This is a genomic window from Psychrobacillus sp. NPDC058041, from assembly GCF_042885655.1.
Lineage (GTDB): Bacteria > Bacillota > Bacilli > Bacillales_A > Planococcaceae > Psychrobacillus.
In genome coordinates this window covers 25,060-50,627 of the sequence record NZ_JBHVRO010000001.1, presented here as the reverse complement: position 1 = coordinate 50,627, position 25,568 = coordinate 25,060, and the positions used below count along the sequence as shown (strand labels likewise).

Genomic DNA, 25,568 nt, shown 5'->3' with positions numbered 1-25,568 from the left:
TAAATAAAGCGTTTGAACAAATTGTCCAAACGCCTTTTTATTATCGAATAAAGTCTACTAATGTTGATTGGATTATTTTAGCACCTACCGAAAGGGCAGCTTGGTGAATAGACTCTTGTGTGATCATTTCAGTTATAACACGCTCATAATCAATATCCTCATTGTCAGATAATTGCTTCGTTACAACTACTTCTTGCGTTGCAAGTCGATTAATCATCATTTCTACACGATTTTGTCGAGCCCCAATATCTGCTCTATTCTCTAATACCGTGTTTTGAGCAGAGCTAATCTCACTCAAACGATTTCCAATTGTTGTTCCATCTGCTCCAGTAGACAAATCCTTTTGGATGTTAGTAAGCATATCGTCAATTTGAGCAAACATTTTAACCGCGTCTGTGTTTATATTTAAATTAACACCATCATATACTTCTACCTCAACTGAATTTGTATATCCGCTTGAAGGAGGAGTAGCTGCTATGGAACCTCCTATTCCAAGTGTAGGATCTATAATTACCCCAGCAAAAGTATCGTTTGTACCATCATTTGAAAATACCGGACTCAACGTATTAGTCCCACTAAACAAATACTTTTCTCCAACTTTAGTATTTGCTAAATCACGGATTTGTAATTTAATTTGATCTATTTCTTTTTTCATTTTCTCACGATCTTCATCCGTATTCGTATCGCTCGCTGCATTTGTAACCAATTCTTGCACACGGCGAAGTGCTATCCCTACATGATCAAGTGTATCATCCGAAGTATCTAGCCAGTTTTCCACTTCTCCCATATTCCGTTTGTATTGTTCTACTTTATTTAAATTTGTACGATAGCCAATCCCTTTTACAGCGACAACTGGGTCATCTGAAGGACGAGTAATTTTCGAACCCGAGTTTATTTGGTTTTGTAGCTTTCCCATTTTGGAGTAGCTATTTGATAGGTTACGAAGCATATTGCTGGAAAGCATTGATTGTGTTACACGCATTTATTTATCCCCTTCCTATAAGCCAACTCGACCCATGCCGTTAATTATTTTATCTAAAGTTTCATCTATAACTGTAATCATACGTGCATTTGCATTGTATGCTTGTTGGAATGTAATCATATTTGTCATTTCTTCGTCTAAAGAAACAGAGCTTACTGATGCACGATTATTTGCTACAGTAAGTAGAATCGTTCCTGAATTTGTTTGAAGACGATTCGCCTGCTCCCCATCAACGCCAAGTTGTCCGATAATTCCTTGATAGAAAGACTGAATCGTTGCACCATTTAAATCAGTTAACTTATTAAATTTCATGTTTGCAAGTTTGATTGCATTTTTTCCGTTACCTGCTTCTCCTTGAACGTCAGAAACAGCGATTAGATTTGGATTCTTAATAATATCATCAAGTACCTTTATTCCAGAGGCTCCTGTCCCCTCAAAAAAATCTTGGCCAGCTGTACTTGCAGTCGTTCCGTCCGCTAGTGTAAAGCCCATTTTATGGAGATCATTGAATTCCTTAATGAATGCATTAGCCATTGTATCTAATTTTGCTAATGTATCTGTGAAATATCCAGTTGGAGGGTTTCCATGACCGAATGAATCTATTAATGATACTAGTTTTCCTTTAGACGGAGCTAGTTGATTGTAACTGATTGATCCTCCTCCTAAGCCGGTAATTTTAATTTCATTGAATCCCGCAGTCAGATCTGTTCCATCCAATTTGTTATTAGATGTGTCCATAATATCAAGTTGGGCAAAGTCTTTCCCTTTTACTAAGTCTATTTTAGAACCGTCAGCTAGCTTAATGCTTACATTCAGACTACCTTCTGCAATTGCAAGGGCATTTCCACCAGACTTAACACGTTCTGTTTCTATCGGGAAGTATTGCGATAACTCATCTATTAGCACATCACGTGCATCATACAAATCATTTGGCATATATCCATTAGGTTCAATGGCTTGAATTTGTTCATTAATAGATGCAATTTGTTTTAATATGGAATTTATATCATCTGTGGATACTTTAATTTCATTCCCGACATTCCCTTGAATATCAGATAATTGTTTATGTGTGTAGTTAAACGAATCTGCTAGATGAAGTGCACGTTGTATTACAACTTTACGTGTTGCAGCATTCTCAGGACTCGCACTTAAGTCATGTAAAGAGCTCCAAAATTGATCGAGAGCAGCATTCAAACCATAGTCAGAAGGCTCTGTTACTATATCCTCTATTTGGCTAATCGCATTTGCTCTCGATTCCCAATACCCAAGTTTTGTTGTTTCTTGGCGATATTGACGGTCTATAAATTCGTCGCGAATACGTTGAACAGATTGGGCTTGTACTCCTGTTCCTAGATGACCCGCTATTTTAGGAGCATTTAAGCCTGTGCCTGGATAGCCTAGAGTTGCTTCCATATTTACACGTTGACGTGAGAATCCAAGTGTGTTGGCGTTTGAGATATTATGCCCTGTTGTATATAGAGCTGATTGTTGCGTGAAGAGTCCTCGTTTGCTTGTTTCTAATCCCATAAATGTAGAGCCCATGGGTTCGCCTCCTTAAGCTTGTGAATCGAAGTAGGTTTTGTCTTTTGAGGGACCTTTTACTTCGGTTTTCGAGTAGTTTATTTGGTCTGGTTTTGGTCGTAACATATCTAGTGTCATGTTGACAAATTGAAGAGATTGAAATGTTAGCTTTTGGTTCAGATCGTTCTGATGCTTTAATGTTTCCAACGTTAAAAGTAGCTTATTTCGTGCTTCTTTTAATAATTCTTTGTCCTCTAATGTTTCAGCGGCATCTATAACAAGCGCAACAGTTGGGTTGTCAGTAGGAGCAATTCCTTTTGCTCGAAGGTAATCCGTTACCTCTAATTGACGCTGTTGTTCAAGCTGAGAAATGCCTGCTACGTGTGCCTGCTCGTCCTTGAGCAGTTGGTTTAGACTGTCCATGTCTCCAGTTTTGATGGCTTCTGTTTTTTTGTATGCAATTTCTAGTAAACTTTTGTGAAGCATTTCAAGTTTTGTTAGAGCTTGCAAAATCTTTTCAATGGACATGGTTTTGAGCTCCTTCTACATACGGTAATAAGTGAGAATATTCGATGCTAATTGTTTTGCATCTACTTTGTATGTTCCTGCATCAATATCTGCTTTGATAGCAGCAACTCGTTCTGCTTGTTCTACCTCAATTGGAGATTTTGTTTGCATGCTCTTTGCAGCTGATGAGATTTCTAGTTGATCGGCTGTTGGTCTTGTTGTGTTTTGTGCTTTTTCCGTTTGTAGTTGGTTGCGTTTATATGGATTTACTTGGTTTAATGCTATATTTGAAATTTTCATGTTTCTATGTCCTCCCTTCTCCTTTTAGTGTCTATAACTTATTTCGGTTAGAAATTTGAAGTGTTTAGATTAATTTAGATGAAATATATGGAATGCGGTAATCTTCATCCCTGTCACAGTGACACTGGAGCCATTCTGTAGATGCTGTGACACCATAAAACTACACTCCTTGATTAATAGTTAGAGGATAAAATGTGAGAATTTGAGGAAGAACTGACTTTCTATACCTAGGATATTTTTGTCCGGTCACATTTTCTGTTATGTGGTCATAAATATTTCTATCCGGTTGTATTTTCTGTTATACGGTCATAAATATTTCTATCCGGTCGTATTTTCTGTTATACAGTCATAAATATTACTATCCGGTCGTATTTTCTGTTATACAGTTTTACACATGGACGCAGGAGCGGGAAAATAATAAAAGAGACAGTAGACAAGCTCGATTTTTATCGAGTTTGTCTACTGTCTGAAAATGCTACGATCGATAGGATTTATTTTTGTTTATGATAGGTATTTTCGTGGGTATTAACTTTTTCTCTGAATTCTAATGCTGCGTCTAATTGACGAAGTCCAGATTTTATATCTTCCGTACAGTCTTTGCATAACTTTCCTTGCGTTGTTAGTTTTCCACAGTTATCACATGGGTAGCCAAGGTTTGGGAACATGGCTGGTTGTAATCTGCCTTTTCGAACCCATTTATGTAGAAGGGATTCTTCTACACCTGTTACTTCGACGATTCGTTCGACAGTTGCAGCCCGATTTTCACGTTTACGTAAGAAGCGGTAGACGATCTCGTATAGTTTTTCTTCATTCATCGAGCATTTGTTGCATACTTCTCTTATTCCCGTATAGTTAAAAAATTCGCCGCAGGTCGGGCAATTTTTCAATTCTCCCATGGTGGATCCCTCCAAGTTCAAGTAGCTTTACTTTTATATCGGCAATCTATCCTTTAATTAAAGTGATCGCATCAACTCTTTTAGCTCCGGCTTCCTTTAATACTTTTGCGGCATGGTGAATGGTAGTACCTGTTGTGTAAATATCATCGAATAAAATATAGTTTTGTGCCTCTATTTTCTCTTTCACTTCAAATAAAGGACTAGCTTGTAACCGCTCTTTTTTCGTCTTTTTCCCTTGTTCACTTGTTGCAGTTTTAGCGAGTAGTTGTTTGAAAGAGATTCCTGCATAATTTAGCAGTTCGTCGACTTGACCAAATGTTCTTTGAAGTAGCCTTTCTGGATGCATTGGAATTGGTACGACTGTTCCTTCACCTGCTTCAAATGCATGACGAACCTCTTCTGCGAATACTTGAGCGAGTGCCACATCTTGCAAAAACTTATATTGATGTAAATAACTTTTCATTGCTTCGTTGTAGGAATAGAGTGTTTTGACTGATTCTACCGCTCCTTCGTAGTGAGTTCCTTTGAAATCCGTGAAATCAATTTCAGGGTTGGAATTTTCAAATTTACTTAGACATCGGTTGCAGGCGGTAGGTTCTATTTCATATATAAATAACTTTCTCCAAGTTGGTGGCGATTGAAAAATGCTTCCACAAATTAGACAATTCATTCTTTATTCCACCCTTCGATTGCGGCTTTTGCTTTGTCCATTTCGTGAGTAATGCCGTGGTGGAAGAATACGATATCACCGCTCGGGTATTTGAATGAGCGTCCTACTCGTCCACTAATTTGGATGAGTGCGCTTGATGTGAAGATTTTTTGTTCTGCTCCAACGACCGCTACGTGGACATTCTCAATCGTTATGCCTCGTTCTAAGATGGTTGTTGTGAGTAGACCTGGTACTTTCTTTTCACGAAGCTGCATAACAATTTCTTTTCGTTCCGGATGTTCTGCGTGAACTCTTGGTAAATCTCCCGGGAAGTTTTCAAGCATTTCAATAGTAGGTAAGAAAACGAGAAACGGGATGTTACTTTTTGTTTTTTCTATAATCCATTGCTGGAGTTTAATTGGAACTTTCCCCTTTTTCAATTGTCTAGTGTATCCCCATAATGCGCAATATCTTGGGACTGGTAAGTCATAGCCGTGATATCTACGTGAAAGGATAGATTGGTTAGTTGTTTTCAATGATTTGGTAGGAGTGGCTGTTACATAATGGATGGCAGCATCTTTTTTTGCAGCTTTTTTTACAGCTCGTTGCAACGTTTCGTCAGCGTAATACGGGAATGCATCTGCTTCGTCGACAAATACGACATCGAATGCATTTTCAAAACGGTAGAGCTGATGTGTTGTTGCCAGCACTAAATCTGCAAAGCCTTCTTGGTCAGGCGCACCACCGTATAATGCGTGAATGATTGTTTTTGGGAATACTTTTTGAAAGCGTGGGAATAGTTCTAGGATGACATCGGTTCTAGGAGCTGCTACGCAAACTCTTTTTCCTTCTTGGAGGGAGGCAAAAATGGAAGGAAAAAGTAGCTCGGTTTTTCCTGCTCCGCAAACTGCGTGCAATAAATGGGATTTGTTTTGTTGGACGCTTGTGAGAAGCTCTTCACTTGCTTTTTGCTGAAGAGGCGTTAGTTGTCCGCTCCAGTCAAAGATATGAACGTTCGCGCCGCGAGCAGGACGCTTGTCCCAAAGTAGGAGCTCTGAACAACTACTCACCCGACCCATCCGAATGCAATGGCGGCAATAGATGCATTTTTTGTTACATCGTGCACAGTGAAATGTGTGAAATAAAGTTTGGTTTGTGTTGTGGCATCGGTTACAGACGTTCTTCTTTAATTGCCAAAACAAAGAATTGTTTATGGCTGTGTCAATACCGGGTTTGAGGTGGATGTGGCCGCTTTCGATGTGAGCGTCGATGACTTCGTGCGGGAATGGGGTATGTTCGCGAAGCCATATGCGACCTGTTAGAAATTGTTGTAATTGTTTGTTCACGGGCATTCTCCTAACTGATTGGTTTACGATAAGTTTACTGAATGTTGCGATGAATTGAAATGGTAAAAAAGCCCCCGACATGATTGTCGAGGGTATTTGAGAAATTATTTGGATGTTTCCATCATAAAGTAAACACTTGTAACGAGCCACTTTCCGTCTTCTTTTACGAATACTGTGATTTGGCGTCCATTGCGTTCGAGTTTTGCACCAGTCGATGGTTGTACGAGATTGGTTTTTAGATTTGCAAATACTTGTGCATTATTTTCATCGTATTTAATGATGGTCGTATTTTCTGCTGTACGAGTAATGTCATATTCTTTGAACGCTGCTTGGACGTCCGTTTTTTCGGTTTCATAGTTGAAGCCTTCTGGTTTTTTGGAAATAGTTTTCATGTAGCGGTCGATATTTTCTTCATTGAAAGCATCCATGTATTCGTTGAATGCTCCCATGATGGCTGCTTTTTCTTTTTTCGGGACATTAGTGGCTTCTTCAATATTACCTCCAGCCATTTCGAAGCCGACTTCTGATTTATCTTTTGCTCCGTGATCTGTCACCGATTGGGCATCGGAAGGCGCAATGTCATTAGCGGATCCTGAGTTTGTTACTTTTTCTTCGTTGCTATTGCAAGCAGCAAGTGCGAATACAGTTGCTGTAAGTATTAATATGTGTATAAGTTTCATCTAGTTCTCCTCCTGCTGAGGTTATTTTGTCATAACTAAGACGAAAACTCAAATATTTGGTTCCATTTTAAATAGGTAGAATTTTCTATTAAATGGATGTATTATGTAGGTAGATTGGAGGTGAATTTTTGAGAAAAGAGCATCATGCATTATTGAAGAGATTATCTGATGTGCAAACCGTTGAATTTATACAAGATGAGATTAGAAAAATAGTGGCCGGTGAGCGAGGTGAGAATCGACTTGTTCAGAAGCTTGCTGAGTTACGGTTAGCAGGACCAGTGAAGATTTTTCCCAATGTGAGTCTAGCTATTGGAGAGTGGAAAGTACAAATCGATTGTCTCATTGTTACGGATCGCTGTTTTATTGTGTTGGAATCTAAAAATTATAGCGGAGATTTGTATGTAGATTTAGAAACCGAAGAATTTTATAAAATTACGGAGGAGGGAATAGAGATTTCGTTACCAAACCCTTATTTTCAGCTTATGAAGCATATTCGTTTTATTAAAGATTATTTCGGAAAAGACGTTCCTAACTTGAAAGTGACAGGAGCAGTTTTAATGACTGCCAAATCGGGTAGAATTCGGAGGAAACCTCCCCACTATCCATTTTATAAATTAGAAAGTGTGAATGAAAAAGTGATTCATATGTATAACCATTCCAATTCCCTTCAGCTATCTACTGAGCAATTGCAGACGATTGAGCAAATAATTCAAACGGAGCAAACCCCGTTCACTTATCCCCCATTATGTGAACATTATCATATCTCACCAAAAGTTTTAATTCCTGGAGTTGAATGCCCGCATTGTGGAGTGTTGGGGATGAAGCGCTTTACTACTACATGGACATGCTTAGCTTGTAAGAAAAATGATCGCTATGCGCACATATCAGCTGTAAATGACTACTTTTCATTAATAAAAATGGAGATCACAAATAAAGAGTTTCGTAAATTTTGTGGGCTTGAATCTATTTACTCTGCATCTCGCATGCTGAATAGTATGAATTTAGAATCATATGGATCAGGTCCAGCAAGATATTTTGCACAACGTAAGGATAATTGAAAGATTTTTATTACTCGCAACATTTACTTGGTTATTCGCAATGTCTTGTTGTTTTGCGCAATGTTTCGGTTACTCGCAGCATCGGGGGGATTTCTCGCAATATAGATGGCGTTACTCGCAACATTTACTTGGTTATTTGCAATGTTTTAATGCTTTTACGCAATGTTTCGGTTATTCGCAACATCGGGGGGCTTTCTCGCAATATAGATGGCGTTACTCGCAACACTTACTTGGTTATTCGCAATGTTTCGGTTATTCGCAACATCGAGGGAATTTCTCGCAATATAGATGGCGTTAATCGCAACATTTACTTGGTTATTCGCAATGTTTCGGTTATTCGCAACATCGGAGGGATTTCTCGCAATATAGATGGCATTACTCGCAACATTTACTTGCTTACTCGCAATGTTTTGGTGATTTTGCGCAATGTTTCGGTTACTCGCAACATCGAGGGAATTTCTCGCAATATAGATGGCGTTACTCGCAACATTTACTTGGTTATTTGCAATGTTTTGATGCTTTGGCGCAATGTTTCGGTTATTCGCAACATCGAGGGGATTTCTCGCAATATAGATGGTATTACTCGCAACATTTACTTGCTTACTCGCAATGTTTTGGTGCTTTTGCGCAATGTTCCGGTTATTCGCAGCATCGGAGGGCTTTCTCGCAATATAGATGGTATTACTCGCAACAATTACTTGCTTACTTGCAATGTTTTGTTGCTTTTCGCAATGTTTCGGTTATTCGCAACATCGGAGGGATTTCTCGCAATATAGATGGCATTACTCGCAACATTTACTTGCTTACTCGCAATGTTTTGTTGCTTTTGCGCAATGTTTCGGTTATTCGCAACATCGGGGGGATTTCTCGCAATATAGATGGTATTACTTGCAACATTTACTTGGTTAATCGCAATGTTTTAACCATTATGCGCAATATATCGGTTAATCGCAACATTTATTGGTTATTTTCAATACTTTGGCTTAAGAAAGCGCATGATGCACTTTCTTAAGCCAATAAAAAAACCTCTTGCAAATGCATGCAAGAGGTTTTCACTATTATCGTACTTCGACCCAACCGTTTTTGATGCCGGTTACTACGGCTTGGGTACGGTCGTTTACGTTCATTTTTTGGAGAATGCTGGATACATGGTTTTTTACTGTTTTTTCAGAGATGAATAGGGTTTCGCCGATTGTACGGTTACTTTGTCCATCTGTTAAGAGTTGGAGTACTTCGCATTCGCGCTTAGTTAGTAAATGGAACGGGCGGCGAATTTCGGTTTGATGGAAGTTTCCTTTATTTTCACGTTCGCTTAGTCGGCGGAATTCTGAAACTAAGTTGCGTGTTACTTTTGGATGTAGGTAAGAACCACCTTTTGCTACTACTTTAATCGCTGAAACGATAGCATTTGCATCCATTTCTTTTAGCATGTAACCTAGAGCGCCTGTTTTTAATGCGTGAGTTACGTAAGACTCATCGTCATGGATTGAAAGCATGATTACTTTTGCTTCCGGGTATTTTTCGATTAGGTCAGCTGTTGCATCTACGCCATTTTTCGTTGGCATATTTATGTCCATTAGGACTACGTCAGGCATGTATTGCTCATATAGACGAAGTACATCATTGCCGTCGTCTCCTTCTGCAATTACGTCAAATGAATCTTCAAAATCTAAAATCCGTTTAACGCCTTCTCTAAAAAGTTGGTGGTCATCTATAATGATTATTTTTGTCATTTTCATTTCCTCCTAGAAAAACTACTGTATTTATTATTCCTCATTTATTGGGATACTAAACAAAAGAGTTGTACCATTACCTGGAGATGAAATAATTTTCATCGATCCTTCCAATAAATCTACTCGTTCGCGCATACCGATTAAACCAAATGATTTATCTTTCGCAACATTTGGATCAAAACCTACCCCATTATCTTTGACGATAATGTTTATTTTTTGTTTCAACCATTCAACTTTTACCCATGCCTCTTTAAACTTCCCGTGTTTTAATCCGTTTGTTAAAGATTCCTGTATTAATCGGAAGATGGCAACTTCAAAATTAGTATGCAATCTTTGTTCTTCTCCATAAGATTGAAAATGTATTATACTTGTAGGATTGTATTCTTCTATTGTCGATAAATACTTTCTAAGCGTAGGAACAAGTCCCAAATCATCGAGTGCCATTGGGCGAAGATCATAAATAATTCGACGAACTTCTGAAAGTGCATTTCGAACCATATCTTTAAGTTCGATAATTTCTTTCATTGCTTCGTCTCCCCCACGCTGCTCATATGTAAGGTTGATTAAATCTGTTCTAAGTAACACATTCGCAAGCATTTGAGCTGGACCGTCATGAATTTCACGCGAAAGTCTCTTGCGTTCTTCTTCTTGGGCTTCAATAATTTTCAAGGTAAAATCTTGTTTGATTTTTGCATTTTCAAGGGCTTCGCCAACTTCTTTTAAATCGGAAGTTAAATAATTAATCACAATATTTACTTGATTGACTAGTTGATCTGCTCGCTCTATCATTTCGAGAAGACCTTGTAATCTGCGCTCTAACTCATCTCTTCGCTGCCTAAGTTGTCTTTCTTCCGTTCTTTTGATGAGTAGATTGATTTGAATATCATTCGCAGTTTCATATGCATTCCTAATTTGTGGTTCATCGTACGTTTCAAAGTTTTTGGATACTTCAGCTAAACGATTTCGAGCTAATCTCGATTTTGCTTCTAACAAATCCCCTTCAATAATGACTGCTTCAATTTCTCCACGAATTATTTCTAGTTCAAGTTTCATTTCTTCGAAGTTTTCTCGGCTTTGTTCGCTTATAATGAAGATATCCTTTTTCGAATGATCCATTACTTCAACCATTCGTTCGAAAATAACATCTAACGATTGTGCTTCTATCATCTTTTTCGTCATATGTTCTTCTCCTTTGTTGAGCAAATGAGTCTAAATTCATTCTTACTAACAATCCCTATTATAGCACTTATATACTAAAAATAAATTAAAATTAGTTTACAACTATGTTTCAAATAAATCGAGGAGGCAATTTAAAATGAGAAACAATTATCTAACTGTCAAAGGATTTGGAGAAAGTGAGATTATTATTCAAAAATCTCGCTTCTTAACCTACGTGGAACGAGCCGAAACCGAGGAAGAAGCAATTCATTTTATTAATCTTATCAAACAAAAGCATCGAGATGCTAATCATAACTGTTCTGCCTACATAATAGGGGAACATGATAACATCCAAAAGGCGAATGATGACGGTGAACCTAGTGGTACTGCCGGTTTTCCAATGTTAGAAGTCCTCAAAAAACAAGGATTAAAAGATACCGTTGTCGTGGTAACTCGATATTTTGGTGGTATAAAACTTGGTGGAGGTGGCCTGATTCGAGCTTACGGAAAGGCGACCACAGAAGGAATTGATGCTGCAAAAGTTGTAGAACGTAAGCTACATCACTTGATGAAAGTATCGATTGACTACACTTGGTTAGGAAAAGTTGAGAATGAAGTTCGAAGTTCTGAATATCTTCTCAAAGAAATAGTATATGCAGATTCTGTCGAAGTTTTCATTTATATACAAGCAGAAAATGAGTCAAATTTTGTAACCTGGATAACTGAAATAACAAATGGACAAGCGAAACTACAAATTGTCGAAAAAGAGTTTTTGGAATTTGAAGTAAATTGATTTATACTTTTTACAAGGGGTGGTAAATACATGAAAAAACTTTTCGTAATAATAATCTTCCTTGTAAGTATTAGTATAGGTCCATCTATTTCTACCGCAGCAGGAGATTGTCCAAGTATCGTCTTTTGGGATGGAGTCGAATTAAAGTCAGGTCAAATTGGACGAGTAGTAATACAAAAACCTACAACTATTTATAAAAATGAAAATGGAATTTTAGAAGTTTCTCGAAAAGCAAAGACTGGAGAAAATTTTCGAGTATATGTCAATAAAGGAGCTTATTTTCATCTAGGCGGAGGGTTAGTAATAAAAAATGATTCGTCTGTTCTATACCAAACACCTTCCAAAGGAAAACTGAGCCTACTCAATTGTGTTAGAAATTCTAAAACTTTCTTTACAATTGGTGACTCAAGCTCTTCTGTTTTATCAGAATTAGGAACAGCCAACAAAACCGTCACGAACGAATTTAATGCATCAACATCAATATATCATCAAAACTACAGTAACTTTTACGCAATTAGTTATTTAAACAATAAGATTGCTTCACTTTATACAAAAGATAAAAACTACCAATTTAATGGCATTTCAATAACAAATACAGTCAGCCAAATAGAAAGCAAATTAGGACACAATTATGTAACAACAGGAAATACATATCCGATAGAAATTATTACGTACGATTTACCAACCTATGAAGTTAACTTTTTTATCGATGTCCATAATGACAATAAAATATCTGCCATACTATTATTAGATCACCAGTTGATTAAAAGAAATCCAAATCTATACCCAGTAAAATCAAACGCCTTAGAATCAAGTTACGAATCAATTTTATTTGAATTAACAAACGCCGAAAGAAAAGCGCAAGGAGTTTCCATCTTACAATATTCGACTAACATCTCCAATGTTGCTCGAAAACATAGTGTCGACATGGGCGAAAACGAATATTTCAATCACGAAAATCAGCGCGGTGAATCACCTTTTGACCGTCTCCAAAATGGAGGAATACTATTCCGGAATGCAGGAGAAAATATCGCCATGGGCTATACTAATCCATACTTCGCGCATGAAGCTTTAATGAACTCTCTAGGACACCGTAAAAATATTATTAGCACAAACTATACCCAACTTGGTGTCGGTGTCCATTTTGCCAAATGGACATATGGTTCAATTCCCTACTATACTGAAAACTTTATAAAGCCTTGATTTTGTAAGCCGTCTCTTAAGTTGTACTTATATTAGGAGACGGTTTTTTGTATCGTTTATGGAATGATTTTTCCTGTTGGAGTTATTTATATAGTGGTGTTGCTCTGTTCGTGGGTTGTTCGCTCTTTTCCGGGGCTGGATTACTCTCGTAGCCGAACCATCTACCTTCGTCCATAATCAAAAAGGGTGACCAAGTAAAGTTGGTCACCCTTTTTGTTAGTATTTCTCTATTGTTACACCTTGGTAATAGTGTTTTAGTATGCGGTCGTATGTCCAGCCGGCATCTGCTCGGGCTTTGGCACCGTATTGACTCATGCCGATTCGATGACCATAGCCTTTACCGTTTACGGTAATGGATTGGATACCAGGAGTTGATGCTGTTGAAGAGACAATTCCTTCATTTGTTTGAATGGAGACCGCTCCACTTGGTATCGTTTGAATTCCGGTTGCTGTTTGGACTTGCATATTTGTTAAAGAATTAACTGCCGTTGAGCCAGTTGCCTTTTGCACTGCAAGATTTGTAGTTCCAGTTGGTTTGGTGAAATTGATATCAAACCAGTTTGATTTTAAAGATGCATTGTTCGCATCTAAAAATACACCACGCATAACTGTTTCATTACCTTTAATTGTTTTTTCACCAGCTGAAGTAACGATCGAAACGGATGTAACTTCGCCGTTGGATCCACCTTTTGTAATCTTCACATCTAGTAATTGATCAGTAGACGGATTAAAGCCAAACTTTGTCAAAATATTTGAGGCTGGAATGTTAATGGACCAATTACTATAAGGAGATTTTTCGATTGAATCATCAACAGATACAAAATGTGGTACTTGAGCAGTATCCCAAACATCACCGATATTTGCAGTTCTGCCACCACTAGTAGAGTAATAATATGCTTGTACTAACTTTCCGGCTGATTTAACTACTAAACCAGTTGTTTCATCCACTGCTGTATTTGTACTTTTTTGTTCAGAAGTATAACCTTTATACATTTGATCTTTTGTTGTACTACTTAATATTCCAGATTTACTTAATGTATAGCTTCGCGCAGCCACTGCCTGCGATTTTAATGCTTCAATATGCCAAGAAGCGGGTGATTCATTTGGAATAACACCTTTTAAATAGTTTTCTAAATCTAGTCTGTTGGCAATTTGTACATTTGCACCGGATTTTACGACATTAAAACTACCACGGTACTGTGTTCCAGTCGGTGTTTTCCCAAGTGGTTGATTTACAACTGATCCAACGGTAGCACTTGAAGCGGGTACCCAAGAAGAAATGCCTTGTTCATCTGTAATGGAGTACCAAATTTCCCCGTTTACATTCGTAAATTCATTTACAAAGTAAGCACCTTGAAATGCGTTATACGATTTTACCACTTGATAATCTGTGGTCGCACCTTTTCTTCCATCTGTGTCTTTTGTAAATACAACCATTTTTTCATTGCCAGTCAATGCATGTAAGGCAAAACCATTTGTTGAATACATAGCAGCACCAATTTGATAGATGGAAACTTCTCCATTTACTTGGGAGAAGGTAATTGGCGTATTGGGAAGTGCAAAGAACATTTCTTTTGTTGTTAAGTTTTCTAATTTGTATACGCCATTTAAATTGAGCGATGTGGAAGAAGCAGAATGTACTTCTACCGATACTTGTTTTGGATAGCTTTCTTGTGTATAGGCAAATGCAGTATTTGCTGACAAGAAACTAAGTATCGCTACTGATAAAATGGTTAGTCCTATTTTGAACATCTTATTTCACCTCAGTTAGCGTACTCAGCACCCAACCTTTATTTCCTTTTGCGGTTTGCACATTGTACCATGTTTCGCCACTGGCATTTTTAAATGACCCTAAGTATATTAAGCTGGCTCCTTTTGCTACCAATTCAATTGAGTCATAGTTTGTTGTTGCACCTTTTCTTACGTTAACTGCTTGTTTAGCTATTACATTTGTGGGTATAGAAGTAGTAGGCTTAGTTGTTGTAATATCACCCGAGAATACCCAACCTTTTACAGTAGAAGAAACTTCAACACGGTACCACAATCCGGTAGCTGATTTAAATTGATCAATGACAGTTAGCGCCTTGTCAGCCCCTAATGTTGCTAAAACTTTATAATCACGTGTTGCACCACTATGCACTGTTACACTACTAGCAGAAGTGTAAACTACTTTTGGTAAATCAGTAGGCGGATTTGTTGTAGTTGGTGGTGTTACTATCACATTTCCACCTTCAGCTACTGCTTTTTGTAGTTGTTTAATCATTGCATCTTGATCTGCAAGTTGTTTTTCTAAAGCAGTAACTTTAGTTTGTAATGGGTTTAATTGAGCTTGTACCCACTCAACAGAAGCCAAAAGTAAATTGGAGTCCGCTTTAGTAGAAGTAGGAATAAACATTGAAACTATTAAACTAAGACCGAAAATAGTAGCCAATACACCTAGAAATTTTTTCTTCATCTAATACCTTCCTCACTTTATTGATTAAAATATTTTTCTAAACCTTTACGAATTCCTGAAGCTGCATTCTTTTGGAAAGCCACTGAAGCTAATTGTGCTTCTTCCGTCGGATTTGATATATACGCTAGCTCTATTAATACAGAAGGAAGTTCATTCATTCGGTTTACATAAAAGACCTGTTCTTTAACCCCTTTATTATAAGTACCGATTGTTTTTACTAAATCCGATTGAATACTATTAGCAAGTGCTAAGCTTTTCGGACCATTAAAATTCACGGTCGCATTATAATAAGTGGTAGTTCCTTTTGAAGTTGCATTAAATGAATCTGCATGAATACTAATAAATGCATCGTAATCTGATTTATTGGCAATATCTGTACGCTCATTTAATTCCAAAAATACGTCCGTACTTCTTGTTAGGAGAACAGTTGCTCCTGCAGCCTCTAATTCTGCTTTTAGTGCCTTAGCTGTCGCAAGAGTTACATCTTTTTCTTTTGTCTTATTTGGACCTACTGCACCCGGATCCTTCGCACCGTGACCTGCATCTACAATTATTTTCTTTCCTACTAAACCTTTTGGAACTATTTTAATCGTTAATTCCTTATCAGCATCTCTGATTGTGTACGTATAATTAGCATTGAAAGTGATTAATAAAACAGATGTACCTCCTGTTACTTGTTCAACTTTCATACTGTCGACACCAGTGATTTTTGATTTAATCTCGTTAATTTGTGATAGATTACCATAAATTCTTAATACATTCGAAGATGGCATCGTATAGGTTAACTTAAATTTAGATGGTTTAGACCATACTAGATAGTTTTGTCCATTTCTTACTTCTGTTCTACCATTTATTAATTGGATTGGAGATCCATTAGATAATTCAGATGCTTGAATCCATCCTCTTTTTTCATTTTGTGTTTCAATATTTACCCAACTATTTAATGTACGTAATACTCTTACCGGAGTGTTCAAATTAATTGTATCCACTTTTTTAGATGTTTCACTTGCTGCGCTATATACAGTAGAAGTTTTCGTACCAAACTTCGTTGGAATGTCATCGTTTATCTCAAAATCTGGAATCCAACCTTCAGTACCTTGAGAAGTACGAATATTTATCCAAGCAGTTCCGTCAGAGATTACTTGATTAATCATTGTAAATGAAGTGTTTTTTGGTAACCCTAGAATTACTTTAGAATTAAAGGAACTATCCGTATACATTAATGCATTGAATCGTTTAATTACCCCTGTTTCATCATAGTCTGGAGTCTCAACTGTATTATCGATGATGGAAATGACAGATTGATGTAACCAAGCTTCACCTACACTAGTAATTACTTTAAACCATTTTTCTTGATTTACATCTATGGCATACTCAGTTGATAAGAATACGTCATTTTGTTTTGATTGTGTAACGACATTAAAATCAATACCTGGGCCTGAACGCATATTTGCAACTGGCACTGAAACTTTAATATTTGTATCTATTACAACATGAGCGTTGTCATCTACCGGTGGTTTTTCTGACGGGTCAGGAGTCGAAGATACACTTTCAAATGCATCTGCTGGTATCCATCCTTTTTTTCCAACAGAATAAGTTACTTGGTACCATTTTTCTTTTGTAGCGTTTGTAAATTCTTGGTGAATTAAAAGCTTTGTACCTTCAGCAATGGTTGCAACCGTTTTATAACTTTTTGTAGCACCAGAGTATACGGAGGATTGTTTAATCACCACTTTGCTTGCAATCGATGCTTCCTCAAATGCTGACGCAAGCATCCATCCTTTTTTTCCTGTTGCATAAGTTACCTGAACCCATCTTTCCTTAGAAGCATTTACAAACTCTTGATGGACTAATAGGGTTGTACCAGGTTTGGCAGTAGCAACAATATCATAACTTTTCGTAGCACCTTTATGAATAGTTGCTTGATTGATCACTTTCATCGAAGTTGCGGTCTCACCAGCCGTAGCGTTCAATACGAATAAGTCAGAAATAACCCAACCCTTTTTCCCATTAAATTCTACATTAAACCAAACTTCTTTTTGAGCATTTGTAAATGCACTTAAAACTTTTAACGATGTTCCAGCTGGCAGTGTAGCTACTACTTTATAAGAAGTCGTTGCACCACTTCTCATATTTGCAGCATTTTTCCCTATTTTTTGAGTTGTCCCAACATAGGAAGTGCCAGAAGTTGTAGCACTATCTTTAACAGCGGCAGTGGCTGCTTTCAAAAAGTCCCCAATAATCCAACCTTCTGTAGAATTATAGGAAACTTTGTACCAAACCTCGCCTTTACTATTTTTTTCACTAGCAAGAACGGAGACGATTTGACCTGTATGTACTTTAGTAATACTATTAAACTCGGTTCCAGCTCCTTTTCTCACATTGACATTATCGGCTGTAAGTAAAGCTTTTTTTCCGACAAGTTGATCTACTGCAACCGTTTGAATAGTGGCCGCAAAAGTCGACATTTGAGTACTCCCGAGAACATTGGTTGGCAAAAGGACAGATGTTGCTAAAACAGAAGATGCAATTACTTTTTTCATTTGTTCCTCCTTGAAACGTGTATTTCTTCCATTTTAATAGACAAAATTAGATAAAACAATCCAACGAATGTAATTATATCCAATGTTACAAGAATGTAATATAAATATTGGTAATAAAATATAACCAAATAGTGGTTGTTTTGGACTAATTAAATAATAAAAAGTATGAAAAAATCAAATTGTCTGTAATTGCTAATGTAATAATTTGAACTTTTTTAGCACTTCGAGGCACAGTTGATCGGAAGCAAGTCGAGACCAGTTGTTTTGTCATAAATTGGGCTTTTATGGCACTTCGAGACTAACTTTGAAAAAGCGAGACCAATTCGGGATAAGTCGAGACCAAATTGATCGGTGACGAGACCAGTTTGGGACAATTCGAGACCAAATTGCCCCTAAATTTTCGAGGGACCCCTAAGCAGTCGGTATGTGCCCATTAACTTTGTCTATCTGCCCATATCTCGGTGTTATATGCCCCTAAATTCGAGGGACCCCTAAACAGTCGCTATGTGCCCATTAACTTTGCCCATCTGCCCATATCTCGGTGTTATCTGCCCCTAAAATTTTCGCTGGACCCCTAAACAGTCGCTATGTGCCCATTATCTTTGCCTATCTGCCCATATCTCGGTACTATCTGACCCTAAATTTTCGCTGGACCCCTAAGCAGTGCTAAATTTTCTTGTTAGTTACTACTTACTTAATGGATTGTAGTGAAAGGTGGCGACTCCAGTCGGAGGCCAACAGGATGTTGGTCACGAAGGCGTTGCCACACGATGTGGTGCTCTTAGCCTTTGTTCCTCTGGGAGACAGATGTGCCATCACAACGAACGCGTAGTGGTGCCCCCGCGGAACGCATCCACCTGAAACGGAAATCCGCGGAATTATCTAATTCTTTAAAGTAGAACACCGGTTTCGCAGGACGATATTCCATATAGTTTCTAATCTTTCAAAAAAAAAGAGTAAAACGAAAGGTCTTTGCGACCTTTTCGTTTTACTCTCCGATTGATAAATCATTTACTGAATTAGTTGTGTTGATTTCACTTTGTGCGTTTTGCCCGAAATCATCTAGATTAAGTTTTAGTTGACGTTTAACTTCTTCTAATGATTCATCTTTTGGAATATAGTAATAGATACCTTTGCGCATATCATCATGCCCTTCGAGTTGTAATTGTTCGATTGGGGATGATTTTATTTTTTGATACATTTTGATCAAGCTAAAGTATTCAGATGAAGGAATGTTTGTTTTCACGTTGTTTCCGACGTCTTTAATCATATCATCGATTTTTGTAATATTACTTAAGCTTGTTCCCTTATTAATAATTTCTTGGATGACCTTTCTTTGTCGTTCGTTACGTCCTAAATCTCCTTGAGGATCTTTTTTACGCATACGAACATAAGCAAGTGCTTCATTACCATTTAAGAACATTGGTCCTTTTGTATACGTCATCCACTTTAGACTACCAGTAAGCTGTGCTTTAAACGTAAATGGAACATCTACGTCTATCCCTCCAACAGTGTTGACAATATCTTCAAAGCCTTGGAAATCAGTTGAAACATAATAATCAATCGGAATATCTAAAAGCTTTTCAATGGTATTAATCGTGTAGTTTATTCCACCGAATGCATAAGCATGATTGATTTTATCCTCGTATCTTAAATCGGGTATATACACTCTGGTGTCACGCGGTATACTTACCATCGATATTTTTTCTGTTTTTGGATTAACAGTAGCTACGATTAAAACATCTGAGCGACCATACTTTGCCTTTTCTTGATTGTCTATTCCTGCTATCAACATAGTAAAAGCAGAGTCTTCGGCTTTTGCACTATTAAACTTTTTAGTAGAATTATTATCTTTTTCACGTTCCAGTGGTTCATACATTTTTGTCATTGCATTTTTCGTTTGTAAAGACAAATTAGTGGCAAAAACAATAACACCTGAAAGCATGACCATTAGAACAATGAGTACTGTATATAAAATTTTTCTTTTCGTCTTGGATTTGCGTTTTGTACGACGCGAAGTAGCCATTTTAATTACCTACTTTACTTATAAAATATAATCTCACCAATTATACATAAATTTCACCCACATGTATATCGAAAAGACTATTACTATTTCGTAAGGTTATGCAATAAATCTTTCACAATGGAAGACCAACTAAATTCATTAATCGCTAAATTCCTTCCGTTCGCTTGCATTTCCTTTCGTACTTCTTCCGTCATCTCGACGAATTCATACATTGTATGTGCAATGGAGTCAATGTCTTCAGGTACCGCAACTAAACCAATTCCATTTTTTGAAATAATTTCAGCACTTTCGCCTTTTCCACAATAAAGGACAGGTACACCAGAAGATGCTGCTGGAAAAATCTTCGATGGTCTTGCTCCTTCAAATAATTTTAAATCGCGTAAAGGTACTATGCTGACATCAGTGACAGAAAACAATTTCGGCATTTCTTTTAAAGGAAGATGACCTAAAAACGATATATTCATAAGTCCAAGCTCTTCCGCCAATTCATGAAGCTTTTCTTCTTCTGGGCCAGCTCCTGCTATTAAGAAATGAGCTTGAGGCGCAATTTCTTGCATTTTTTTTGCTGCATATAAAATAAACTCTAAGCCTTGTGCATACCCTAGGTTTCCACCATAAGAAAAAACAAATTTATCTTGTAAACCGAATTTTTCTACGTATTCTTCGTTTTTCTCAGCCGGTTGGAAAAAGGTCGTATTTACCCCATTTGGCAATACAAAAACTTTATCCTCTGGTTGAGAATGATTGATAATATAGGATTTTATTCCCTCAGTTGCAGTTGCTATTTTCCATGAATGTTTATATAGGAAAGACTCCAAAATCTCCGCAAGCTTAATAAAAAACTTATTTTTTACAAGTCCAAGTTTTACTGCTGATTCTGGCCAGACATCCGCTACGTTAAAAACAAACTTCGCTCCTTTTAGCTTGGCACTTAATAAGCCAGTTAAACCCAAAAAGATAGGAGGCGAATTTACAATAATAACATCCACTTTTCCAGCTTTCATCAAACCGTAAAAAGAACTAAATGTAAAAGAAAAATAAGAAACTAGACGCTTCCAAAAAGTTCCCTTTTTCGAAGGGTAAATCCATGTTCGATGGACTGGAATTCCATCCCATTTTTCAAATTCATATTTTTTCCCTTTATATTCATCCGGAATAATACCATGTGGATGATGTGGAAACGCAGTCACAACTTGAATATCATGTCCTTGGGCTAATAGTTCTTTACTAACCTCATATACACGAATTTGTGGCGCTCCAGTTTCTGGTGGGAAATGTTGACATAAATATACAATACGCATAGCTATCACCGCTTTATTCTCTCAATTTATTCTTCAAATAAGCAAGTAACGGTTCTTTTAAATCATCCCGCTTTAATGCAAAATCAAAAGTGGCTTGTAAAAATCCAAATTTATCTCCAACGTCATATCGTTTTCCTTCGAATATGTAGGAGTAAATCGATTCTTTCATTAATAAAGAATCTATTGCATCCGTTAACTGTATCTCACCTTTTGAATCTGGTTGAACTTTTTCTAATTCATCAAAAATACCTGGTGTTAAAATATAGCGGCCGACAATTGCCTGGTTAGAAGGAGCATTTTGGATAGAAGGTTTTTCTACTAATTTTTTCACTGAAAACAAGTTGTTTTCCGCTTCGCTATAGTCTACAATTCCATATTTATGAACATCTTCGTTCGGAACTTCATTGACTCCTAAAATGCTACTTTGAACTTCTTCATATTTTTCAATCATTTGTTTCAATGCAGGAACTTCTGCATCAATAATGTCATCTGGAAGAAGGACTGCAAATGGTTCATTGCCAATAAACTTTTTCGTACATAGAATAGCATGTCCTAAACCAAGTGGTTCTTTTTGACGCATATAATGAATGTCCACCAGATTAGAAATATTTTCAACGGTTTCTAGTAGTTCTAGTTTACCTGTTTTTTTCAAAAGTAGTTCTAATTCAATTGATTTATCAAAATGATCTTCCATTGATTTTTTATTGCGTCCTGTCACAATAATAATATCTTCAATTCCGGAAGCTATTGCCTCTTCGATAATGTATTGTAAGTTTGGCTTATCTACAATTGGTAACATTTCTTTTGGCAAAGCTTTGGTTGCAGGAAGAAAACGTGTCCCAAACCCTGCTGCAGGAATTACCGCTTTTTTTATCATGTCCAATCACCTTTTCATTTATCAGACTGTCTAGCAACTTTTTTTCAGCAGCGCTGTATATAATCTGATTAATATTTTTTATACAATGAAAGCATATAATGGGCATTATCTATCCAGCTATAATGCTCTTTCACATGAGCAACTCCAGCTTTACCCATTGAAGCTCTTAAGTCACTATTTCTAGCTAACTTTTTAAAAGCAGCAGCTAGTTGCTCTGGACTATTTTTGTCAGTTACAATTCCAGTTACATCTTGCACGACTACCTCTGGCAAGCCTCCTACATTTGATACTACCACAGGAACACCACAGGCCATTGCTTCTACTGCTGCAACCCCAAAGCTTTCACTATCTTCAGTAGATGGTACAGCAAAAATGGACATTTTACGAATTACAGCTGGTACTTCCGTATTCGGTACTTTTCCTGTAAACGTTGTAACCTCTTCAATCCCCATATTTTTTGCAAGTTCTTCGTATTCTGCCCTTTGTGGTCCTTCTCCCGTAATGAGAAGCTCTGAATTTGGAAACTCTTTATGAAACAAAGCAAATCCTCTCACTAAATCGGCAATACCGTATTTATCCTCTAAAGCTTTTACGGTTCCAACAATAATTTTTTCATCTGCCTCTGCAATATTAGGTGATGGATAAAACTTTTCGATATCTACACCAAAAGGAGTTACTTCTATTGGACGATTTGTATATAGATTCGTTTCTTTTGCCATAACATGACTGGTAGAACAAATAGCAGTTGCTTTGTTTAAAGTAAATTCGATTAACTTTTTGTTAAGTCTGCTCTTTTTAGGAAAAACAAAAATATCTTTTCCCCATACCGAAACGAAATACTTTTTATAATTCACCATGGCTCCTAATAGGCCATAACTAGATACAAAATGAGAATGTAAAACATCTGGGTTCCATTCTTTTAACATCTTCTTTAAAGCTGGAGCAGCTGCTAAATAGGAAGCCTTACCTGGCAATATTTTAGGTAAAATTTCCGTTGGTATTTGATTTGCATTGACCTCAGAATAATGATCTTTAAATGTATACACTTTAACATCAATACCTTGGGATTGATAAAACAATGCCCATTTATGTGTGTGTATCGATTTACTTGGAGCTAATAATGCGATTTTCATTTTTTGCCTCCTATTAGCGCATGCGCCGCTTGTTCGGCACGTTCATTCCATGCATGCTTCTGTAAAAAAGATTGTTGAATATTGCTTTTAAATTCTGCAAAGTGCGGCTGAATCGACTGCATTCCTTGAACTAGACTTACAGCATCATCACCTGTTATAACACCATATGGTCCTGATTTTATAAAATCTTCTTGAGCAGAACAGTCTGTTGCAATAATAGGAAGTCCAGCTGTTAAGTATTCGACTAACTTAATCGGAACAGCGAAATCATTATATACCGACCTTTTTCTTGGAATAAATGCAAAATCTACTTCTTCATACACTTGTTGAAGTTCTGCTCCACTAACATGCTTTAAACTAATATACGATTTATTTAGTTTTTCCTTATCCATATTGCTCAACTGTGTATATTCATCTTCTCGGCATACAATGACTAATTCTCCTAATACATTGTCTTTGTTTAACAACTCATATGCGTCTACTAATGTTGGAAGCCCGTAGTCATCGTTATTAATACCACCAACATAGATACCTTTGAAAGGTTGTTGAATATCATTACTATTCGTAAATATCTCCGCAAAACGTCCTCCTGGAGGAAGTGCCATTTTAGCTGTGTTTATATTTACATATTTCCCCATTGCATCGCTTGGTAAAAATACGGTATGCATATATTTTCCGTAAAACTTTTCTTCCATTTTATAAATAGTTTGCATGACAAACTTTTTCAATCCTTTTAATGAATACAACTCATCAAACTTCCAATATACATCTCGGTAAAATACCCCTACCGGCACATGATGTTTCTTTAAAGTTTGAAAAAAGTCTTTATCTATTTTCCAATCTTTCGGTATATGTCCTGGGTCAGTGAGCCATAGAGGAATTGTCTGATTTTCTGAGTAACAAAATAATGTATGCTTGTACTTTTTCTTTTCCACTACTTTGTTCCAAAGGATTCGTCTTTCCTTACTAGTTCCCGAAATGACAATTACCTCGAGTCCATGTTTTTTAGCATATACTTTAAACGCCTTTAGCATCTCTACTGGCCGTATAGCAGACCCACTTTTTGGATTGGAAGCTATTGTAAAAGGATAATAAATAATTATATTCTTCATGCCTTCACTCTTTTCTTCTTCACTTTACTCATAAGAAAGTTCCAAATTACCATATAGTACTGTTCTAATATAAATAAACCAGCTAACACAACGGTCATCATAACCCAAATAGGATTAAAGTAGAAATCAGCAACTCCACCGACAAGCGTTCTCGGAATATTAATCGTGAAATACACAAATAGCGCAATAACTACTGGTGTTTTTCGTAGACGGATCAGAAGCATATAAAGGAACTGAATTATAGTGGCAATGTAAACGATTGCTGCCATAACCCCCATATATCCAAACGAGGCAAAAGCTTCACCTAAGAAAATCGTATTTAATACCCCACCAGTACCTTTATCCACATTCCCTGGGAAAACATTTTCCATCACCATTCGAGCAGATCGTACTTGTTCGATGTCAAAAAAACCAATGATAAATGAAGGTAATCCCTTAGCCCCAAGTAATGGAATTGAATGTGAGAAAGTATCTAAGTGCAAGAAAAAAGGTGCAATTTGTGCTAATAATATTCTTCCTATTGGACCTGTATTATATGCTAAAAAGCTTTCGACTTGAGTCACACCTTGAATAGCAATATACATGATGACTAAAAGGCCAATACCACATACTAGATAACCACTTATTTTCTTCCAATTAAGCTTTAAGGTATTTGAGTAAACACTAGCTAGTATTAACATGATGAAATAAAAGAAAATGGGAGATTTCGCCAAATCATATGTAGAAATTAAAACAGACGATATAAATAATACAAAGAATAGAGCCTTCCAAAACAACTCTTTCGTTTTGGCAGCATAAATATACGCAATAATCGATAATATTGGGGTTAAAGCAAGTCCAAAAATATTTCGAATATAAACAGCAATTCCGCTAATTCCTCTCGATGCATCTATCCGCATTTTCGCTAGTTCTGATGTATTCCCTTTTAACAGTTCCAAAATTGGAAGGTTAGCGGTCTTCAGCAAAGTGTAGGCAACAGCCAAAACTGAAATACCCGCAAGAGCAAGAAATGCTAGCTTAAAAACGGTCTTATTCTTATCTACACTTGTACGAACAGGTTCATGTAGGTATCGTTCAAATTCTAATTGCGCATTAAAACCAAAGAGTCTTCCTACAACTAGTTGCGTAAGTGGGAATAAAATCATTAATATCGTCAATAAAACAAATCCAATGATTCGATATTCCTCATGGTCCATTCTTTTGATCATATAATAATCATCTATTCCTAAAGCAATCAATAATCCGCCAATATAACTGGAGATAAGGAATGAATAATAATATATTATAGAAATCAT

The 25,568-nt window shown here is 36.9% G+C and carries 23 protein-coding genes; 4 read left to right on the top strand and 19 right to left on the bottom strand.

Annotation, left to right across the window (positions count from 1 at the left end; all coding sequences use genetic code 11):
* Positions 1-40 precede the first annotated feature (40 nt).
* The 8 genes from flgL to ACFVR1_RS00170 all read right to left on the bottom strand — a co-directional run bounded on the left by flgL (position 41) and on the right by ACFVR1_RS00170 (position 6,881).
* Positions 41-982, bottom strand: a complete 942-nt coding sequence (gene flgL / locus ACFVR1_RS00205) for a flagellar hook-associated protein FlgL (protein ID WP_387578840.1) — start codon at positions 980-982, stop codon at positions 41-43.
* A 15-nt stretch (positions 983-997) separates the two neighbouring features.
* Entirely contained in the window at positions 998-2,524 is a 1,527-nt protein-coding gene (gene flgK / locus ACFVR1_RS00200; RefSeq protein WP_387578838.1) for a flagellar hook-associated protein FlgK, read from the bottom strand.
* Between the two features lie 12 nt (positions 2,525-2,536).
* Positions 2,537-3,031, bottom strand: coding sequence for a flagellar protein FlgN (locus tag ACFVR1_RS00195; RefSeq protein WP_387578836.1), 495 nt, complete (start codon positions 3,029-3,031; stop codon positions 2,537-2,539).
* A 15-nt stretch (positions 3,032-3,046) separates the two neighbouring features.
* The gene (gene flgM, locus ACFVR1_RS00190; RefSeq protein ID WP_387578834.1) at positions 3,047-3,310 is read right to left on the bottom strand and encodes a flagellar biosynthesis anti-sigma factor FlgM; all 264 of its coding nucleotides are present in this window, start codon (positions 3,308-3,310) and stop codon (positions 3,047-3,049) included.
* A gap of 491 nt (positions 3,311-3,801) precedes the next feature.
* A complete protein-coding gene (locus ACFVR1_RS00185; protein WP_387578832.1) occupies positions 3,802-4,206 on the bottom strand; it encodes a TIGR03826 family flagellar region protein in 405 nt (134 codons plus the stop codon).
* 46 nt (positions 4,207-4,252) lie between these two features.
* Complete coding sequence (locus ACFVR1_RS00180; protein WP_387578830.1) at positions 4,253-4,876, bottom strand: ComF family protein; 624 nt, start codon at positions 4,874-4,876, stop codon at positions 4,253-4,255.
* A complete protein-coding gene (locus ACFVR1_RS00175; protein ID WP_387578829.1) occupies positions 4,873-5,925 on the bottom strand; it encodes a DEAD/DEAH box helicase family protein in 1,053 nt (350 codons plus the stop codon). Before ACFVR1_RS00175 ends, ACFVR1_RS00180 begins: the two co-directional genes overlap by 4 nt.
* 380 nt (positions 5,926-6,305) lie before the next feature.
* The gene (locus ACFVR1_RS00170; RefSeq protein WP_387578827.1) at positions 6,306-6,881 is read right to left on the bottom strand and encodes a nuclear transport factor 2 family protein; all 576 of its coding nucleotides are present in this window, start codon (positions 6,879-6,881) and stop codon (positions 6,306-6,308) included.
* 128 nt (positions 6,882-7,009) lie between these two features.
* Between ACFVR1_RS00170 and ACFVR1_RS00165 the strand changes: the two genes are divergently transcribed.
* Together ACFVR1_RS00165 and ACFVR1_RS00160 are read left to right on the top strand one after the other, a co-directional pair.
* Positions 7,010-7,939, top strand: coding sequence for a nuclease-related domain-containing protein (locus tag ACFVR1_RS00165; RefSeq protein WP_387578825.1), 930 nt, complete (start codon positions 7,010-7,012; stop codon positions 7,937-7,939).
* Positions 7,936-8,715, top strand: coding sequence for a hypothetical protein (locus ACFVR1_RS00160; RefSeq protein WP_387578822.1), 780 nt, complete (start codon positions 7,936-7,938; stop codon positions 8,713-8,715). Before ACFVR1_RS00165 ends, ACFVR1_RS00160 begins: the two co-directional genes overlap by 4 nt.
* 282 nt (positions 8,716-8,997) lie before the next feature.
* Here ACFVR1_RS00160 and ACFVR1_RS00155 read toward each other — a convergent pair whose 3' ends face one another.
* Entirely contained in the window at positions 8,998-9,672 is a 675-nt protein-coding gene (locus ACFVR1_RS00155) for a response regulator (RefSeq protein WP_387578820.1), read from the bottom strand.
* Between the two features lie 33 nt (positions 9,673-9,705).
* A complete protein-coding gene (locus ACFVR1_RS00150; protein WP_387578818.1) occupies positions 9,706-10,851 on the bottom strand; it encodes a sensor histidine kinase in 1,146 nt (381 codons plus the stop codon).
* A 136-nt stretch (positions 10,852-10,987) separates the two neighbouring features.
* Between ACFVR1_RS00150 and ACFVR1_RS00145 the strand changes: the two genes are divergently transcribed.
* Together ACFVR1_RS00145 and ACFVR1_RS00140 are read left to right on the top strand one after the other, a co-directional pair.
* Positions 10,988-11,623 (top strand): YigZ family protein, encoded by a 636-nt coding sequence (locus ACFVR1_RS00145; protein ID WP_387578816.1) that lies wholly within the window; start codon positions 10,988-10,990, stop codon positions 11,621-11,623.
* Positions 11,624-11,653: 30 nt separating this feature from the next.
* A complete protein-coding gene (locus ACFVR1_RS00140) occupies positions 11,654-12,826 on the top strand; it encodes a CAP domain-containing protein (protein WP_387578814.1) in 1,173 nt (390 codons plus the stop codon).
* A 216-nt stretch (positions 12,827-13,042) separates the two neighbouring features.
* Here ACFVR1_RS00140 and ACFVR1_RS00135 read toward each other — a convergent pair whose 3' ends face one another.
* The 9 genes from ACFVR1_RS00135 to ACFVR1_RS00095 form a co-directional block, all read right to left on the bottom strand.
* Positions 13,043-14,578: a SpoIID/LytB domain-containing protein gene (locus tag ACFVR1_RS00135; RefSeq protein ID WP_387578812.1), complete on the bottom strand. Its 1,536-nt coding sequence runs from the start codon at positions 14,576-14,578 to the stop codon at positions 13,043-13,045.
* A gap of 1 nt (position 14,579) precedes the next feature.
* A complete protein-coding gene (locus ACFVR1_RS00130) occupies positions 14,580-15,281 on the bottom strand; it encodes an SH3 domain-containing protein (RefSeq protein WP_387578810.1) in 702 nt (233 codons plus the stop codon).
* A gap of 17 nt (positions 15,282-15,298) precedes the next feature.
* Entirely contained in the window at positions 15,299-17,824 is a 2,526-nt protein-coding gene (locus ACFVR1_RS00125; protein WP_387578808.1) for an N-acetylmuramoyl-L-alanine amidase family protein, read from the bottom strand.
* 988 nt (positions 17,825-18,812) lie between these two features.
* Positions 18,813-19,850: an LCP family protein gene (locus ACFVR1_RS00120; RefSeq protein ID WP_387578806.1), complete on the bottom strand. Its 1,038-nt coding sequence runs from the start codon at positions 19,848-19,850 to the stop codon at positions 18,813-18,815.
* Positions 19,851-19,933: 83 nt separating this feature from the next.
* Entirely contained in the window at positions 19,934-21,151 is a 1,218-nt protein-coding gene (locus ACFVR1_RS00115) for a glycosyltransferase family 4 protein (protein WP_387578804.1), read from the bottom strand.
* 13 nt (positions 21,152-21,164) lie between these two features.
* Complete coding sequence (galU, locus tag ACFVR1_RS00110; RefSeq protein WP_387578802.1) at positions 21,165-22,028, bottom strand: UTP--glucose-1-phosphate uridylyltransferase GalU; 864 nt, start codon at positions 22,026-22,028, stop codon at positions 21,165-21,167.
* A gap of 68 nt (positions 22,029-22,096) precedes the next feature.
* Positions 22,097-23,161 carry a glycosyltransferase gene (locus ACFVR1_RS00105; protein ID WP_387578800.1) on the bottom strand — a complete coding sequence of 355 codons (1,065 nt, stop codon included), beginning with the start codon at positions 23,159-23,161 and terminating at the stop codon, positions 22,097-22,099.
* Positions 23,158-24,273 carry a glycosyltransferase gene (locus ACFVR1_RS00100; RefSeq protein WP_387578798.1) on the bottom strand — a complete coding sequence of 372 codons (1,116 nt, stop codon included), beginning with the start codon at positions 24,271-24,273 and terminating at the stop codon, positions 23,158-23,160. The genes ACFVR1_RS00105 and ACFVR1_RS00100 overlap by 4 nt, the downstream gene beginning before the upstream one ends.
* Positions 24,270-25,568 carry an O-antigen polymerase gene (locus ACFVR1_RS00095; RefSeq protein ID WP_387578796.1) on the bottom strand — a complete coding sequence of 433 codons (1,299 nt, stop codon included), beginning with the start codon at positions 25,566-25,568 and terminating at the stop codon, positions 24,270-24,272. The genes ACFVR1_RS00100 and ACFVR1_RS00095 overlap by 4 nt, the downstream gene beginning before the upstream one ends.

Excerpts from the sequence above, each read along its gene's own strand:
- flgL (WP_387578840.1), bottom strand. The coding sequence starts at position 982 with ATGCGTGTAACACAATCAATGCTTTCCAGCAATATGCTTCGTAACCTA.
- flgK (WP_387578838.1), bottom strand. The coding sequence starts at position 2,524 with ATGGGCTCTACATTTATGGGATTAGAAACAAGCAAACGAGGACTCTTC.
- ACFVR1_RS00195 (WP_387578836.1), bottom strand. The coding sequence starts at position 3,031 with ATGTCCATTGAAAAGATTTTGCAAGCTCTAACAAAACTTGAAATGCTT.
- flgM (WP_387578834.1), bottom strand. The coding sequence starts at position 3,310 with ATGAAAATTTCAAATATAGCATTAAACCAAGTAAATCCATATAAACGC.
- ACFVR1_RS00185 (WP_387578832.1), bottom strand. The coding sequence starts at position 4,206 with ATGGGAGAATTGAAAAATTGCCCGACCTGCGGCGAATTTTTTAACTAT.
- ACFVR1_RS00180 (WP_387578830.1), bottom strand. The coding sequence starts at position 4,876 with ATGAATTGTCTAATTTGTGGAAGCATTTTTCAATCGCCACCAACTTGG.
- ACFVR1_RS00170 (WP_387578827.1), bottom strand. The coding sequence starts at position 6,881 with ATGAAACTTATACACATATTAATACTTACAGCAACTGTATTCGCACTT.
- ACFVR1_RS00155 (WP_387578820.1), bottom strand. The coding sequence starts at position 9,672 with ATGACAAAAATAATCATTATAGATGACCACCAACTTTTTAGAGAAGGC.
- ACFVR1_RS00150 (WP_387578818.1), bottom strand. The coding sequence starts at position 10,851 with ATGACGAAAAAGATGATAGAAGCACAATCGTTAGATGTTATTTTCGAA.
- ACFVR1_RS00145 (WP_387578816.1), top strand. The coding sequence starts at position 10,988 with ATGAGAAACAATTATCTAACTGTCAAAGGATTTGGAGAAAGTGAGATT.
- ACFVR1_RS00140 (WP_387578814.1), top strand. The coding sequence starts at position 11,654 with ATGAAAAAACTTTTCGTAATAATAATCTTCCTTGTAAGTATTAGTATA.
- ACFVR1_RS00135 (WP_387578812.1), bottom strand. The coding sequence starts at position 14,578 with ATGTTCAAAATAGGACTAACCATTTTATCAGTAGCGATACTTAGTTTC.
- ACFVR1_RS00130 (WP_387578810.1), bottom strand. The coding sequence starts at position 15,281 with ATGAAGAAAAAATTTCTAGGTGTATTGGCTACTATTTTCGGTCTTAGT.
- ACFVR1_RS00125 (WP_387578808.1), bottom strand. The coding sequence starts at position 17,824 with ATGAAAAAAGTAATTGCATCTTCTGTTTTAGCAACATCTGTCCTTTTG.
- ACFVR1_RS00120 (WP_387578806.1), bottom strand. The coding sequence starts at position 19,850 with ATGGCTACTTCGCGTCGTACAAAACGCAAATCCAAGACGAAAAGAAAA.
- ACFVR1_RS00115 (WP_387578804.1), bottom strand. The coding sequence starts at position 21,151 with ATGCGTATTGTATATTTATGTCAACATTTCCCACCAGAAACTGGAGCG.
- galU (WP_387578802.1), bottom strand. The coding sequence starts at position 22,028 with ATGATAAAAAAAGCGGTAATTCCTGCAGCAGGGTTTGGGACACGTTTT.
- ACFVR1_RS00105 (WP_387578800.1), bottom strand. The coding sequence starts at position 23,161 with ATGAAAATCGCATTATTAGCTCCAAGTAAATCGATACACACACATAAA.
- ACFVR1_RS00100 (WP_387578798.1), bottom strand. The coding sequence starts at position 24,273 with ATGAAGAATATAATTATTTATTATCCTTTTACAATAGCTTCCAATCCA.
- ACFVR1_RS00095 (WP_387578796.1), bottom strand. The coding sequence starts at position 25,568 with ATGATTTCTATAATATATTATTATTCATTCCTTATCTCCAGTTATATT.